12 protein-coding genes are annotated in these 14,746 nt (G+C 59.9%); all 12 read left to right on the forward strand.

Annotated features, from left to right (window positions below; all coding sequences use genetic code 11):
- Window positions 1-4 precede the first annotated feature (4 nt).
- Window positions 5-1,945 carry an excinuclease ABC subunit UvrC gene (gene uvrC / locus CHY22_RS09290; RefSeq protein WP_311774759.1) on the forward strand — a complete coding sequence of 647 codons (1,941 nt, stop codon included), beginning with the start codon at window positions 5-7 and terminating at the stop codon, window positions 1,943-1,945.
- Window positions 1,946-2,310: 365 nt separating this feature from the next.
- Window positions 2,311-3,924 (forward strand): ABC transporter substrate-binding protein, encoded by a 1,614-nt coding sequence (locus CHY22_RS09295; protein ID WP_035138897.1) that lies wholly within the window; start codon window positions 2,311-2,313, stop codon window positions 3,922-3,924.
- A gap of 157 nt (window positions 3,925-4,081) precedes the next feature.
- On the forward strand, window positions 4,082-5,038 hold the full coding sequence (locus CHY22_RS09300) for an ABC transporter permease (protein ID WP_055251823.1): 957 nt from the start codon (window positions 4,082-4,084) through the stop codon (window positions 5,036-5,038).
- 3 nt (window positions 5,039-5,041) lie between these two features.
- Window positions 5,042-7,057, forward strand: coding sequence for a dipeptide/oligopeptide/nickel ABC transporter permease/ATP-binding protein (locus CHY22_RS09305; RefSeq protein ID WP_035138893.1), 2,016 nt, complete (start codon window positions 5,042-5,044; stop codon window positions 7,055-7,057).
- Window positions 7,058-7,885 carry an ABC transporter ATP-binding protein gene (locus tag CHY22_RS09310; protein WP_089573612.1) on the forward strand — a complete coding sequence of 276 codons (828 nt, stop codon included), beginning with the start codon at window positions 7,058-7,060 and terminating at the stop codon, window positions 7,883-7,885.
- Window positions 7,886-7,965: 80 nt separating this feature from the next.
- A complete protein-coding gene (locus CHY22_RS09315; RefSeq protein WP_089573613.1) occupies window positions 7,966-8,943 on the forward strand; it encodes an acetylxylan esterase in 978 nt (325 codons plus the stop codon).
- Window positions 8,936-9,787, forward strand: a complete 852-nt coding sequence (locus CHY22_RS09320) for an acetylxylan esterase (RefSeq protein ID WP_089573614.1) — start codon at window positions 8,936-8,938, stop codon at window positions 9,785-9,787. Before CHY22_RS09315 ends, CHY22_RS09320 begins: the two co-directional genes overlap by 8 nt.
- A gap of 68 nt (window positions 9,788-9,855) precedes the next feature.
- Window positions 9,856-10,776, forward strand: a complete 921-nt coding sequence (locus CHY22_RS09325) for a dihydrodipicolinate synthase family protein (protein ID WP_089573615.1) — start codon at window positions 9,856-9,858, stop codon at window positions 10,774-10,776.
- 171 nt (window positions 10,777-10,947) lie between these two features.
- A complete protein-coding gene (locus CHY22_RS09330; protein ID WP_022094876.1) occupies window positions 10,948-11,913 on the forward strand; it encodes an ROK family protein in 966 nt (321 codons plus the stop codon).
- Window positions 11,914-11,983: 70 nt separating this feature from the next.
- Window positions 11,984-12,670, forward strand: coding sequence for an N-acetylmannosamine-6-phosphate 2-epimerase (locus CHY22_RS09335; RefSeq protein WP_022094877.1), 687 nt, complete (start codon window positions 11,984-11,986; stop codon window positions 12,668-12,670).
- Window positions 12,671-12,771: 101 nt separating this feature from the next.
- Complete coding sequence (rapZ, locus tag CHY22_RS09340; RefSeq protein ID WP_022094878.1) at window positions 12,772-13,692, forward strand: RNase adapter RapZ; 921 nt, start codon at window positions 12,772-12,774, stop codon at window positions 13,690-13,692.
- Window positions 13,693-13,698: 6 nt separating this feature from the next.
- Window positions 13,699-14,628: a DNA-binding protein WhiA gene (whiA, locus tag CHY22_RS09345; protein ID WP_089573616.1), complete on the forward strand. Its 930-nt coding sequence runs from the start codon at window positions 13,699-13,701 to the stop codon at window positions 14,626-14,628.
- Window positions 14,629-14,746: the final 118 nt, after the last annotated feature.

Consider the following 14,746-nt stretch of genomic DNA (forward strand, 5'->3'; position numbering starts at 1 on the left):
GCGCGTGGCCGGTCACGACAACATTCCAACGCTTGCCGAGCAGGTTTCGCGCGTTCCCACGCAGCCCGGCTGCTACCTTTGGAAAGACGCCAAGGGCGATGTCATCTACGTGGGTAAGGCGAAAAACCTGCGCGCCCGTATGCGTCAGTACGTGACGCTGCAGGACGAGCGCCAGAAGATCCCGCTGATGATGCAGCTGGTGGCGAGCTTTGACTATATCGTGGTGGAGACCGAGCACGAGGCGTTGGTGCTCGAGCGCAATTTGATTGGTCAGTACCATCCGTACTTTAACGTCGACCTCAAGGATGACAAGAGCTACCCCTTTATCGCCATTACAAAGGGCGACCTGTATCCCGCTATCAAATACACGCGTGAGCGTCATAAGCCGGGAACGCGCTATTTTGGACCTTATACCGATAGCCGCGCGGCACGTGAGACGATAGATACGCTGCGCAAGGTTATCCCCATCTGCTCCGCATCCTGTGCGGAGTGGCGTCGTTGTCGCCGTATCGTCGAGTCCCACAAGGGCGAGGAAGACATCGTCAATATGATTTGCGCGCAAAACGGGCGCCCCTGCTTTGACTACCATGTCGGGCGCGGCCCGGGTGCGTGTGTCGGCGTGATTTCCCCGGCAGACTATGCCAAGAACGTCAAGCGTGTCGAGCGCTTTTTGTCGGGCCATCGCAAGGATGTCGTCGATGAGCTGACCTCCGAGATGACGGATGCCGCTGAGGCGCTCGACTTTGAGCGCGCGGCACGCGTCAAACGTCGTTTGGAGGTCATCAGGGGTCTGGACGATCGTCAGCAAGTCGTTTTTCCCTCCAGTGTCGATATAGATGTCATCGGTTTCTATCGCGAGGAGACCATCTCCGCCGCTTGCGTCTTCGTCGTTCGCGAGGGCCGAACAGTTCGCACCTGCGAGTTCATTCTCGACAAGGGTCTTGATGTTGACGAGGAAGAGCTCCAGTCGGGCTTTCTTAAGCGCTATTACGACGAGACGGCTGATATTCCAGCTGAGGTCAACCTTTCCGTCGAGCTTGAGGATGCGGAAGCGCTGGGGGAGTGGCTTGCGGGCAAGCGTGAGCGTTCCTGCCATCTCCATAGGCCGCAGCGTGGCGAAAAGCACCGTCTGCTCGATATGGCATCCAAAAATGCGCGCCATGCCCTCATGCGCTACATGATGCGAACGGGGTACGCTGACGACCGCACCAATCAAGCGCTCCTGGAGCTCGAAAGTGCGTTGGCGCTGCCATCGCCGCCGTTGCGTATCGAGTGCTTCGATATCTCTACACTGCATGGCACCTTTACGGTCGCCTCGATGGTGGTGTTTACCAACGGGCGCGCCGACAAGAGTCAGTATCGTCGTTTTAAAATTCAGGCCGAATTGGACGAGGCAAACGACTTCGTGTCGATGTCCGAGGTTTTGGGACGACGTTATGCTCCCGAGCGCATGGCCGACGAGCGCTTTGGCTCGCGCCCCGATTTGCTCGTTGTCGATGGCGGTAAGCCGCAATTGACCGCTGCGATCAAGCAACTTGAGGCTCTTGGGCTCGATATACCAGTTTGTGGCTTGGCAAAGGCCGATGAGGAGGTTTTCGTGCCTTGGGACGAGACTCCCGTCGTGCTGCCGACCGGGTCCGCGTCGCTCTATCTAATTAAACAGGTGCGCGATGAATCGCACCGTTTTGCCATCACGTTCCATCGCGAATTGCGCGATAAAGCCATGACGGTTTCGGTACTCGATGACGTTCCAGGCGTGGGACCCACCAGAAAACGTGCCCTTATGCGCCATTTTGGCTCGATGAAGCGTTTGCGCGCGGCGAGCGAGCAAGAGATCGCGGAAGTTCGAGGCATTCCTGCCGATGTCGCCAAAGCGGTTCACGAGGCGCTCGTTGCATGGAATGCCGAGCGCGCCGAGGCGGCGGCAAAGCAATCCGAAAACTAAACACGCCTCTAAACAACTGATATACATGATTGCGTGATTTTCAATCATTTATTTCACGGCGATTACCAGCCGATTTCGGGTTTAATTAACGCTAAAACGTTTGACTAGCCATGGTGAACAACCCTGCTATCCTGCGGGTTGACGAAGACTGATATCTCACCTCGTCGATACATACTGTCTGGCGAATCGTTTGTCAATGAATTCGGTGAACGGTAGCAAATACCGTTCAAGCGTATGTATGTATCGGTCGCCGAGCGCGGCACCTCAGTTGGGTTCGTCGGTAGGTAAGGTATATATCGTCCGCAAGTTGCGCGGGGGCACGTCTAGGCGCTCCCGGGTAAGATTCTCTATTGATAGGAGAAGACATGGCCATCATCAACAAGGGTATGTCCAGGCGTTCGTTCCTCGGCCTCACCGGCAGCGTCGCTGCTGTCGCAGGGCTTGGTCTCACCGGCTGCGGTGGCAGCTCTAGCGACGAGGGTTCCGCTTCCGGTTCCACCGATTCCGCCAACCGTGGCGGCGGCGTGATCACCGCTGGTTCCGCTTACGCTCCGTCCAGCTTCGATCCCGCCAGCACCGGCTCCGCTGTGGGCCTGGGTGCTAACTGGCACGTCGTCGAGGGCCTCTACGGCATCGATTACCACGACTACAGCACCTTCAACGAGCTCGCCACCGACGATCCCAAGTCTGTGGACGACACCACTTTCGAGGTCACCATCCGCAAGGGCGCCAAGTTCTCCGATGGCACCGAGGTCACCGCTGACGATGTCGTTGCCTCCTACACCGCTTGCGCCGCTTCCGCTACCTATGCTCCGTTCTTCCAGCCCTTCGAGTCCATCGAGGCCAAGGACGCCAGCACCGTGACGGTCAAGACCAAGGTCCCCAACTTCTCCCTGCTCAAGGATCGTCTGGCCATCGTCCGCGTTACCCCGGCCACCCAGACCGAGGAGGATCGCGCCAAGCAGCCGATCGGCTCCGGCCCCTGGATGTACGACTCTATCTCCGATACCGAGATCACCCTGGTTCCCAACCCCGAGTACAACGGTGAGTATGCTGCCGAGGATAAGAAGATCCAGTACAGCATCCTGACCGACCCCACCGCTCGCGTTACCGCTCAGCAGGAGGGCTCCACGCTCGTTATGGAGCTCGTTACCGCTGACGCCGTCGACCAGCTCGAGAGCGCCGGCTGCAAGATCGATAACGTTCAGGGTTTCGGCACCCGCTTCATCATGTTCAACGTCGCCAAGGAGCCTTGGAACAACGTCAAGGTCCGTCAGGCTGTCATGTATGCGCTCGACACCGAGAAGATGGTCAGCAACACCTTCGCCGGCCTTGCCACCGCTGCCAGCTGCTACCTGCCCAAGAGCTTCACCAACTATCATGAGGCTTCCACGGTGTACAAGACCGACGCCAAGAAGGCTAAGAAGCTCATCGAGGAGTCTGGCATCACCCCGGGTGCCATTACCCTGCGCACCACCGACAACGAGCAGATTAAGGGCATGGCCGCCCAGGTCAAGAATGACCTCGACGCTCTCGGCTTCGATGTGACCATCCAGACCGATACCTCGCCGGCCACCTACGCTGCCATCGACGGCGGCGAGGCCTACGATATCCTCCTTGCCCCTGGCGATCCTTCCTGCTTCGGCGCCGATCCCGACCTGCTGCTCAACTGGTGGTACGGCGACAACGTCTGGATGCAGACCCGTTGCCCGTGGAAGGAGTCCGCTGAGTGGCAGAAGCTCCACGGTCTCATGGACGAGGCTCTTGCCGCTGAGGGCGATGAGCAGCAGAAGAAGTGGAACGAGTGCTTCGACATCATTGCCGACAACGCCGTTCTGTACCCCGTTGTCCACGTCAAGACCGTCTCCGCTTCCTGGGACGATCCGTCCACTGCGCCCAACGGCGAGGCCCTCGATGGCTTCAAGGGCATCGGCACGACGAGCATGTCCTTCAGGGGCGTTGCGACCGTCAAGGCGTAAGACTCGCTTGAGTCTGTATGCAGGATGTCGGTCGTTGGGACCGTATCCTCATAGTTGAAACAAAGACCCGGGCGACCTCGATGTCGCTCGGGTCTTGTAATGAGTATCCGTACTCATATACCAGTTGGTCCTACCGACAAAAGAAAGGGGAGAGAACGTGAACAACTTGCTACGTTTGATTGGAAGGCGTCTTGTGGCGCTGCCGATCATGGCATTGGGCGTCACCGTCCTGGTGTTCTTCCTTATGTCGTTCTCCAAGACCGACCCCGCCTACACGGCGTTGGGTGACGGTGCCTCGCCCGAGGCGGTTGCCGAGTACCATGAGAAGTATGGTCTGGACGACCCCTGGCCTGTGCGCTACGTGCGCTATATGGGCGATTTGATCCATGGCGACATGGGCACCTATGGTGCTGCTCGCAACTCCGTTGCCAAGCGCATCTCCACGGCCCTGCCCGTCACGATGCAGCTGACCTTCATCGGCCTTGCCATCGGTGCGGTCGTTTCGTTTTTACTCGGCGTCATCGCGGCACTGTATCGCGACAAATGGCCGGACCAAGTGATCCGCGTCTTTTCCATCGCCGGCTTGGCAACCCCGTCGTTCTGGCTTGCCGTTCTGTTGATCCTGCTGTTCTCTTCCTACCTTAAGGTGCTTCCGGCATCGGGTGCTCTGCCTCACTTCACCACGAATCCGGCTGGCTATCTGGGACGTATGATCATGCCCGCTATCGCCTTGGCATTTCCGCTGACGGGCCAGATGACTCGTATCGTGCGTACCGCCATGGTCGAGGAGCTCGATAAGGATTATGTCCGTATGGCTCGCGGCGCCGGCGTTCCCGAGAAGGTCGTCGTCGGCATCAACGTTCTTCGCAATGCGCTGATCACCCCGGTCACCACCCTCGGTCTTAAGATCGGTTACCTCATGGGCGGCGCCGTCGTCATCGAGGTTATCTTCAACCTCCCCGGCATGGGCACCGCGATTCTGCAGGGCGTTCAGGGCAACGAGGCGAACCTGGTTCAGGGCGTCGTTATCGTCGTTGCTCTTGCCTTCATCATCATCAACATCGTGGTTGACATGCTCTACCTGCTCATCAACCCGCGCATCAGGACGGTGTAGATTATGGTAAAGATTCGAGAGAAGCAAACCGAGCAGCTCGAGAAGGCTGCCTCCAAGGGGCTCAAGCTCGGTGGCTGGAAGAAGATGACGCTGTCTTCTAAGATTGCCGCCGTCGTGTTGGTGCTGGTCGCCCTGACTGCGATTCTGGCGCCCCTTCTTGCTCCCTATAGCCCGGTCGAGATTTTTACGGCTCGCCAGGCTCCCGGCAACGGATTTATCTTCGGTACCGACGATAAGGGTCGCGACATTCTGTCGCGCATGCTCTACGGTGGTCGTTACTCGCTGATTATCGGCTTTGGCGCCACTGCCATGGCTCTGGTCTGCGGCTCGGTCGTGGGCGCCCTTGCGGCGGTTTCGCGCAAGGCCGTTTCCGAGACGATCATGCGTATCCTGGACATCATCATGTCCATCCCGGGCATCGCCCTCGCGGCCGTCTTCGTCTCCATCCTGGGCAACTCCGTGCCGTCGATCATCTTCGCCATCGGCTTTATGTACACTCCGCAGATTGCCCGTATCGTGCGCGCCAACATCGTGTCCGAGTACGGCGAGGACTATGTCCGCGCGGTCATCGTTTCCGGCGCCAAGGCTCCGTGGATTTTGATCAAGCATGTTCTGCGTAACTGCATCGCCCCGATCATGGTCTTCACCGTTACCCTGGTCGCCGACGCCATCATCTTCGAGGCCTCGCTGACCTTCATCGGCGCTGGTATCCAGGAGCCCACCGCTACCTGGGGCAACATCCTCGCCGACGCCCGCGGCGGCGTGCTCGCCGGCCGTTGGTGGCAGGCGCTGTTCCCGGGCCTGGCCATCATGATCACCTGCCTGGCGCTCAACATCCTCTCCGAGGGCATTACCGACGCCATGGCCGCTGCTCCCTCCGCCGCCCTGGATCCGACCGATTCCTCCAAGCGTCGCGAGGCCGACCTGCTGGTCTCCGACCCCGTTCGCGCCTACAAGGAGCAGGCCCAGTCCCTCTCCGCTCGCCTTGGCGCCCTGCGCGATGTCGAGCTCAAGCGTGACGATCGCCATGTGCCCGACGAGTCTGTTGAGCCGATCCTTTCGGTTCGCGATTTCTGCATTCAGTTTGAGCATCACGGTGATATCAACGTCGTCGACCATGTCAACTTTGACGTCCGTCCCGGCCAGACCATGGGCCTGGTGGGCGAGTCCGGTTGCGGTAAGTCCATCACCACGCTGGCCATCATGGGCCTGACCGACGATGACGAACATCTTTCCGGCGAGGTCCTCTGGGAGGGCCGCGACCTGCTCAAGATGAGCAAGAAGGAGTGGTTCGGCCTGCGCGGTACCGATATCGCTATGGTCTATCAGGACGCCCTGTCCTCGCTCAACCCCTCCATGCTCATCTCTGCCCAGATGAAGCAGCTCACCAAGCGCGGCGGCACCCGCAGCGCCGAGGAACTCCTGGAGCTCGTGGGCCTCGACCCCAAGCGTACGCTCGAGAGCTACCCGCATGAGCTTTCCGGTGGCCAGCGTCAGCGTGTCCTGATCGCTATGGCCCTTACCCGCGACCCCAAGCTGGTCATCTGCGACGAGCCCACGACCGCTCTGGACGTTACCGTCCAGAAGCAGGTCATCAAGCTGCTCAACGACCTTCAGGCCAAGCTCGGCTTTGCCATGATCTTCGTCTCGCATGACTTGGCGCTGGTCGCCGAGGTCGCCCATAACATCACGGTTATGTACGCCGGTCAGGTTATCGAGCAGGCGCCCACCAAGGAGCTGCTCACTAACCCGATCCACGAGTACACCCGCGGTCTTCTGGGCTCCGTTCTGTCCATCGAGAGCGGTTCGGGCCGCCTGCACCAGGTACCCGGCGCCGTTCCGAGCCCGCGCGATTTCCCCAAGGGCGATCGCTTCGCGCCCCGCTCGAGCCATCCGCGCATTGGCCTGGACACCCGTCCGGTCTTCAAGCGCGTGCCCGGCACCGAGCACTTCTATTCCGAGCTCCCCGACGAGGTGCTCAAGGCAAATGGTTTGACCCCTCACGCGGAGGTGATGTAGATGAGCGAGACCGCAGTCAACGGCGTCGAGCCGATCATCTTCCTTGATGACGTCCACGTCACCTTTAGGACCCGTACCGGCTCGATTCTGCACCCTAACCTGGTTCACGCCGTCCAGGGTGTAACGATTAGGCTCATGCCCGGTCAGACGATCGGCATCGTCGGCGAGTCCGGTTGCGGTAAGTCCACCACCGCCAACGTCATGTGCGGCCTGCAGGCCCCCACGAGCGGCAAGGTCTACTTTAAGGGCAAGGACGTTACCAAACGTACCGCCGAGGACCGTCGCCACATGGGTCGCGTCATCTCGGTCGTGTTCCAGAACCCGGCCACGGCACTCAACCCCCGCATGGTCGTTCGCGAGCAACTGCTCGACCCCATGCGCGTCCACAACCTGGGTACCGAGGCCGAGCAGGAGAAGCGCGTCAAGGAGCTCCTGGAGCTCACCGGTCTGCCCAGCTCCGCCGCCGAGGTTCTTCCCGGCCAGCTTTCGGGCGGCCAGCGCCAGCGCGTCGCAATTGCCCGTGCCCTGTCGTTGAACCCCGATGCCATCATCGCCGACGAGCCCACCTCGGCTCTGGACGTTTCGGTCCGCGCGCAGATTCTGAACCTGCTGACCGACCTTAAGAAGGAGCTCGGCCTGGCCATGGTGTTCATCAGCCATGACATCCAGACGGTCCGCTATATCTCTGACGACATCATCGTTATGAATGGCGGCAAGATCGTCGAGCAGGGCGAGGCCAAGCAGGTCTTCCAGCACCCTCAGGACCCCTACACCAAGATGCTGCTCGGTGCTGCGCCGTCGCTGCTGCATCCCAAGCTCGGCGAGTAGCCTCGCTTTCCCTCCCGTGCGCCCGGTTCCCTTGCCGGGCGCACCTCCGTTGCGATTTCGAAAGGTTGGGTTCACGAGCCATGCCAAGTGCTCAGGAGCTACAACAGCAATTTGGTGGGTATCGGGGCGCCATGCCCCGTCCATCAGATTTCGATCTCTTTTGGAAGGACCGCATGGCCGAGGCCGACGCCGTCGGGCTTGACTATGCGATCGAGACGGCATCGGTCACCGATGCCGTGACCTGCCAGCTTTTCGACCTCTGGTATACCGGCATGTGTGGCGCTCGCCTGCATGCCAAGTACCTTAAACCCGTCTCGGACGAGCCCGTGCCATTGGTACTTCAGTTCCATGGATATCCGGGTGCAAGCCGCAGCTGGTTTGAGCAGGCGTCGTTTGCGGGCATGGGCATGGCACTCATCGCCCTCGACTGCCCCGGTCAAGGAGGTCCCTCCGAGGACATTGGTGGATTTGAGGGCACAACGGTCGCGGGCCATATCGTCGCCGGTATCGACGGCGACCCGGCCAACCTCTACTATGTCCGCTTGCACCAAGATATTCGCATCCTGTGTCGCATCGTTCGCGAGCTCGAGGGCATCAATCTTGCCCGTGTGTTTGTGAACGGCGCGTCGCAGGGCGGCGGTTTGGGCATTGCGACCTGTGCACTTAACAGCGAGCTTATCAATCGCGCCGCCATCCTCTATCCCTTCCTGTCGGATTTCCGCCTGGTCTGGGATTTGGATGCCGACGACATTGCCTACGAGGGCCTGCGCTATTGGTCTCGCTGGTTTGACGAGGACTCGACTCGTATCGACGAAGCCTATGCCAAGCTGGCGTACTTCGATTCCAAGAACTTTGCCCCTATGGTCAAATGCCCCGTGCTGTTTGGCACCGGCACAGCCGATACCGTCTGTCCTCCAGCGACGCAGTTTGCGGTCTATAACAACCTGACCTGTGAAAAGCGTCATGAGTTCTTTGAAGGCTTTGGCCACGAGGAGATTCAGGATTTTGACGATCTGATCATTCCGTTTTTCTGCAAGGGAGGGGAGGCTCATGTCTAAGTGCGAGAGCAATGTCAATGAGCTGATTGTCTCCGACCTTGTGGGGATTCCCGGAACGGTCTCGTCAAGGCTCGCTGATTTCCGGGATTGGCGCGGTGATGCTTCTGCGGATGTTTCCGAATTAGAGATAGCCGCTTCGGACCTTGAGGTTTGCGGGCCGAGTATTACGGCGATCGATTTCGCCAATCCGTATGCCCGCTACTCCGAGGTTTCCTTTGAGCTTGGTGGCGATGTGGTCCACGCACGTTTGATCGAGCCTGCCGGTCGCGCCCGAGCATCCGAGCTTGTGCCGCTATGTCTGATGTTTCACGACATCGACCGACCCGTGCGGGGATGGCATCACATGACGAGGTTTGCGGCCATGGGATATGCCGTGCTTGCGCTGGACGATGAGGCGATTGGATCCAGCGAGCTGCAGCAGGGGATTGCCTCTCCTGCTTTTGTCAAGCGCGTCCGTTGGGGTTGCGCGATGGCGAAGGTGGCGCGCAATCTTGATGGCGTGGACCCCGACCGCATCTTTGCATGGGGCGAGGGCCTTGGCGGCGGAGTCGCGCTGGCGATTTCTGCTCTGGACGAGCGGGGCCTCGCCTGCACGGCGGTTGCCAATCCAATTCCCGGTGGCCTCGAGGCGTTGTCGTCTCGGGTGAGTGGATCGGTGCTCATGGGCACATCGCTCATGGATGCCGTGAGTGATCCCAAGGGCCAGTTTGCCGTATTCAACGGTCTTGAGTGTGACCGGAGGCATATCATCTATGCCAAATACGCTCATGAGCGCATCAACGCGTTCGAAAACGAAGTCATCGACTTTTTTAACCAAACGTTCTACCCGTGTTCTTTGGCCTAGACGGCCTGGACACTGCCAACAAGAGTGGGTGGCATAGGGCCGCCCGCCAGACAACTAAGGAGATTCTTGTGGCAACTCAGAAATTCACCGGCGTTATCCCTCCCGTCGTTGTTCCCGATACCGAAGACCACCAGCTCGACGTTGCCTCCTTTGAGCGCAGCATCAACCGCATGATCGATGCCGGCGTCGATGGCCTGTTCTTCCTGGGCTCTTCGGGCGAGGTCGTCTTCTCCACCGACGAGCGTCGTCGCCAGATTATCGCCGAGGCCGTGCGCATCGTCGATCACCGCGTGCCTGTTCTGGTCGGCATCATCGATACCGAGACCGAGCGCATGATTGAGCACGGTAAGGTCGCTCAGGAGCTGGGTGCCGATGCCCTCGTCGCCACCTGCCCGTTCTATGCCCTGCAGGGCATGACCGAGGTCGAGGAGCACTTCCGCATTCTGCACGAGGAGCTCGATCTGCCAATCTTTGCCTATGACATTCCCGTGTGCGTTCACACCAAGCTCCCCTGGAAGCTCCTTGCCAAGCTCGGCGCCGAGGGCGTCCTTGCTGGCGTCAAGGATTCCTCGGGTGATGACATCTCGTTCCGCTACCTCGTTCAGGAGAACGAGAAGAATGGCCATCCGATGAGCATCCTCACCGGTCACGAGGTCGTTGTCGACGGCGCTTACCTCGGTGGCGCCGACGGCTCTGTCCCGGGCCTTGCCAACGTTGAGCCCGAGGGCTACGTGCGCCAGTGGAAGGCCGCTCAGGCTGGCGACTGGGCTACCGTCAAGGCCGAGCAGGATCGCCTCAATGAGATTTCGCACATCTGGGACGTCACCTCGGGCGTCCAGGGCTATGCCGGTGGCGTCGGCGCCTTCAAGACCGCTATGAACCTCATGGGTATCTTCGACAGCCCGACCATGCCGCGCCCGGTGAAGGCCATGACCGGCGAGAACGTCGAGGCGATTAGGAAGGTCCTTCAGGACAACGGTCTCCTGTAAAGCTTCCCAGGCACCCGACCTCGCCGTTCAACCGTGTGGCCATGACCCATTAGGTCAATGGCCACACGGTTTCTCGGCGATCTCGGACACCTGGAAAACCTTTACTGCGCTGTGACGGCTAGCCTGACGGCGCATTTCCTGTAGTTGTTTTTATCTCCGAAGGAGAGCGACATGGAGAACAAGTACGTCTGCTCTGTCGATATCGGCGGAACTAAAATTGCGACTGCCATCATGGAGTACCCGGCTGATGGCAGCGTGCCCCATCCGGTCTTTGAAGCCGAGGTTCCCACCGAGGCCCAAGAAGGCGGCGAGGCAGTTTTCCAGCGCATCGAGGCGTCTATTAAGGCCGCTCTTGAGGCGAATCCCGATGTCGAGGTTCTCGGTGTCGGTATCGGTGCCGCAGGCGTCGTCGATCCCAAGACGGGCGCCATTGCGTATGCCAATGAGATCATGCCCGGCTGGTCCGGCGTTCAGTTGGGGCCGCGTCTGCGCGAGGACCTTGGTCTTCCCGTTGCCGTTGTGGGCGACGTGCAGGCTCATGCTCTGGGCGAGGCCCACTGGGGCGTCGGCAAGGGCAAGTTCTCCGTCTTGTGCCTGGGCATCGGTACGGGCATCGGCGGCGCATATGTCGAGAACGGCCGCGTGATGCAGGGCTTCCATGGTGCTGCCGGTCATATGGGCCACATCGAGTGCTCGGCTGCCGCCGGCATTCCCTGCGCCTGCGGGCGTTCCGGCCATCTTGAGTCTGTTGCTTCGGGCACCTCGATTGGCCGTATGTACGACGAACGCTTCGGTCGAGTTGACCCCAGCCGTCCTTCGGTCGGTCGCGACGTGAACGACCTGTGTCGTGCTGGCGACGCAAAGGCGACCGAGGTCATCCATGACGCCGGCTTTGCGCTGGGCGCCAGCTTGGGCTCGCTTGCCAATATTCTGGATCCAGAGGTCATCGTGCTTTCGGGCGGCGTAATTCATCAGGGTCCCGATTGGCGTTCGCAGACGTGGAAGGATTCGGTGCACGAGGGCTATGCCAGCCAGGCGCTCGATCCGCTCCAGGACACGCCGATTCTCATCGGGTCTCTGGAGGGCGATGCTCCGCTCATCGGTGCCGCCGAGCATCTTCTCGCTTCGTTAAAGTAAACGTATCTGCTGTAGGAGCCTCCCGAGACAACACGCCTCGGGAGGCTGTTCTGAGAAAGGTTGCAGCCTTATGACCGTCGATCCTTTGATTCAATCCCTGAAGGGTAAGCTCGTCGTGAGCGTTCAGGCGTATATGGGCGAGCCGCTTCGTACGCCCGAGACCATGGCTCAAATGTCTCGCGCTTGCGAACTCGGCGGCGCCGCCGCCATTCGCTGCCAGGGCCTTGCCGACATTGCCGCCATTAAGGGTCGCTGTGAGGTTCCTGTTATTGGCCTATGGAAGGATGGACACGAGGGCGTTTACATCACGCCGACGCTGCGTCACGCCCGCGCCTGCGTTGCTGCTGGTGCCGATATCGTGGCGATCGACGCCACCGATCGTCCGCGCCCCGATGGCAAGACCGTCGAGGATACCTTCCGCCCGCTGCACGAGGAGGGTGTGCTCCTGATGGCGGATTGTGCCACCATCGAGGACATTCGCCGTGCGGTTGATATGGGCTTTGACCTGGTATCCACCACGCTTTCTCACGGCGTCGCCGCCATCGACTGCACCATGGCCGATGGCCCCGACCTGCCACTCCTGCGTCAGGCGACCGAGGAATTCCCCGGTCTTCCCATCATCTGCGAGGGCCGCGTGCACACGCCCGAGGAGGCTCGCGCTGCGATCGATGCTGGCGCCTGGGCCGTTGTCGTCGGCACCGCCATCACGCACCCCACGAGTATTACGAGTTGGTTCAAGGCTGCGCTTGAGGCGTAAGACAGGCCTCGTATCCGCTCGGGGCGGTATACTCAATATAGGCAATTGACCGCGCGGGATCCGGGTTGCTGGGTCCCGCGCTTGTTTTTGGGAGGCAGCACATGCAAAAGGGAGATGCCATGGATGCGGCGGAGCGCTCGGAGCGCATCCCCGATATCGTCATCATCACCGGAATGTCCGGATCGGGCCGCACACAGGCCATGCACGTGTTCGAGGACATGGGCTATTTTTGCATTGATAACCTGCCTCCGCGTCTCATCGCCCAGCTTGCCGAACTCGTCGGCATCAATACGGGCGTGGGCAGGCATCTTGCCGTCACCTGCGACCTGCGCAGCCAGGGCTTGTTCGATGAGCTGCTCGATGCCGTTGCCGCACTCGAGGAGCGCGAGATGAGCTGTGACATCGTGTTTCTCGAGGCCTCTGACGAGGTGCTGATCCGTCGTTATAGTGAAAACCGCCGCCGCCATCCCATTGCCAAGCCGGGGGAGACTACGGCCGATGCGATTCAGCGCGAGCGCCTGCAGCTGCAGGGCGTTCGCGACCGAGCTGACATGATTATCGATACGAGCCGCTTGCGCACCTCTGCTCTGCGCAACAAATTGCGCATGGCGTTCTCCGAGTTGTCCGACCAGCAGCTCATGGACGTTCACGTGTTCTCGTTTGGCTTTAAGCACGGTATGCCCGTCGAGGCGGACATTATGATCGACGTTCGCTTCCTGCCCAATCCGTTCTACGATCCCGAGATGCGCACGATGACCGGTCTCGATAAGAAAGTCTCTGACTTTGTTCTGGACCATCCCAAGACCCAGGAGTTCTGGAAGGCCTGGACGCAGCTGCTCGATACGGTCATGCCCGGCTATATCGCGGAGGGCAAGCCACAGCTTTCTATTGCCATCGGTTGCACGGGCGGTCAGCACCGCAGCGTTGCCATCGCCGAGGCCACGGCACGTTATTTGGAAGGCGCCCAGTATCACGTGAGCATTTCCCATCGCGACTTGTCGCGCGCCAACACGAAAGCATAGGCCTGCATGTCGTTTACCGCCGAGGTGCGTGACGAGCTCGCGCGCTGCGAACCCGAATGTGAATACTGCGATTTGTCGACGCTTGCCGCCCTGACGCGTGTGAGCGGTACACTTTCGCTGGCCGGCTCCGGGCGGTATCGTTTGACGGTCGCGACCGAGACGGGCGCCGTCGCGCGCACGATGATCACGCTGACGCATCGTATCCTTAAGCTCAAAACGGAATTCACCGTTCGTAAATCGGTCTTGCATAAGGTCCGTAACTATCTCATTACCCTGCCCGATCAACCCGACCTGGACAAGGCTCTGGTGCTGCTGGGCATTCTAGACCGCAGAGGAGGGCTCGTCGCTGGTGTTCCCCGACACATCGTTGCCCGTCCTTGCTGCAGACTTGCCTATATCCGCGGCGCGCTCATCGCCGGCGGTTTCGTGGCCGATCCCCGCGGCGACTTTCATTTGGAGATCGCGGTGCAGGGCGAGCAATATGCCAAGGGGCTCTGCGATCTGCTGGAGCAGATTGGGGTCCATGCGCGTGTTAATGCACGGCGGGGGTCTTATGCCGTGTACATAAAGAGCGCCGAGGAAATCGAGCATCTTTTAAAGCTGATTGGTGCCAAGCGCAGTGTTGCCGAGATTGAGGAGGCGCGTGCGGTCAAATTGGTTAAGAACGACGTAAACCGTCGCGTGAATGCCGAGCTGGCCAATCAGACCAGAAGTGCGGGCGCTGCCCAGCATCAGCTTGCGTTGATCGGTGAGCTCGAACAGCGGGGTTTGCGCGACACGCTTCCGGACGCCTTGGCGGTCTTTTGCGACCTGCGCGAGCGCTACCCCGATCTGTCACTGCGCGATTTGGGGGAGATGGCTGACCCTCCCTTGTCGAAGTCGGCCCTCTACCATCGAGTTTTGAGGCTTGAAAAGCTCATTGAAGCAAACAGGTAGTTTGAAGTATCGACTTATATACGGATTTAGCTGCTATTTTATTCTTTAAAACGTTTTAACATAAATTGGTTGATTTTCAATCTCAGCGCAACAGCCTGAACGGCCCCCGCGTTTCCGC

This window comes from Collinsella sp. TF06-26 (assembly GCF_002232035.1).
Taxonomy (GTDB): Bacteria; Actinomycetota; Coriobacteriia; order Coriobacteriales; family Coriobacteriaceae; genus Collinsella.

What these genes read in the sequence shown, in the direction of transcription:
- CHY22_RS09335 (WP_022094877.1), top strand. Translation starts at nt 11,984, where the DNA reads ATGACCGTCGATCCTTTGATTCAATCCCTGAAGGGTAAGCTCGTCGTG.
- rapZ (WP_022094878.1), top strand. Translation starts at nt 12,772, where the DNA reads ATGCAAAAGGGAGATGCCATGGATGCGGCGGAGCGCTCGGAGCGCATC.
- CHY22_RS09330 (WP_022094876.1), top strand. Translation starts at nt 10,948, where the DNA reads ATGGAGAACAAGTACGTCTGCTCTGTCGATATCGGCGGAACTAAAATT.
- whiA (WP_089573616.1), top strand. Translation starts at nt 13,699, where the DNA reads ATGTCGTTTACCGCCGAGGTGCGTGACGAGCTCGCGCGCTGCGAACCC.
- CHY22_RS09295 (WP_035138897.1), top strand. Translation starts at nt 2,311, where the DNA reads ATGGCCATCATCAACAAGGGTATGTCCAGGCGTTCGTTCCTCGGCCTC.
- CHY22_RS09305 (WP_035138893.1), top strand. Translation starts at nt 5,042, where the DNA reads ATGGTAAAGATTCGAGAGAAGCAAACCGAGCAGCTCGAGAAGGCTGCC.
- CHY22_RS09315 (WP_089573613.1), top strand. Translation starts at nt 7,966, where the DNA reads ATGCCAAGTGCTCAGGAGCTACAACAGCAATTTGGTGGGTATCGGGGC.
- CHY22_RS09310 (WP_089573612.1), top strand. Translation starts at nt 7,058, where the DNA reads ATGAGCGAGACCGCAGTCAACGGCGTCGAGCCGATCATCTTCCTTGAT.
- CHY22_RS09320 (WP_089573614.1), top strand. Translation starts at nt 8,936, where the DNA reads ATGTCTAAGTGCGAGAGCAATGTCAATGAGCTGATTGTCTCCGACCTT.